Origin of the sequence: Rothia nasimurium, assembly GCF_928392795.1 — a bacterium.
In the GTDB taxonomy this organism is placed as follows: Bacteria; Actinomycetota; Actinomycetes; order Actinomycetales; family Micrococcaceae; genus Rothia; species Rothia nasimurium_F.
Map to the genome: position 1 here is coordinate 1 of NZ_CAKMTJ010000044.1, position 251 is coordinate 251.

The following is a 251-nucleotide window of genomic DNA, read 5'->3' on the forward strand; positions in this document are numbered from 1 at the left end:
TGGTGATTGTTTCTTGAGTTGGGATGTGACTGGGTCTGTTCCTTCTGTGGTGGGTGTTGCTGGTGTGCCGGTGTCTTTGGGTGCTGGTGTTGCTGGTGTGCCTACTGGGGTGCGTGGGGTGGATCCTTTTGGTGTTTCGCCGTTGGTTGTGGGTGCTGGTTCTGCTGGTACTGCTGGTGTGGGTGTGACTGCCTCTGGTTCCTTGGGCGTGGGGGACCTGGAGATTCTGGGTGCTCGTGTGTATGACCGGC

1 pseudogene is annotated in these 251 nt (G+C 58.2%); it reads left to right on the top strand.

Annotation, left to right across the window (positions count from 1 at the left end):
* Window positions 1-25: 25 nt before the first annotated feature.
* Window positions 26-251: pseudogene (locus L6963_RS11775) on the top strand (hypothetical protein); the annotation flags it as partial.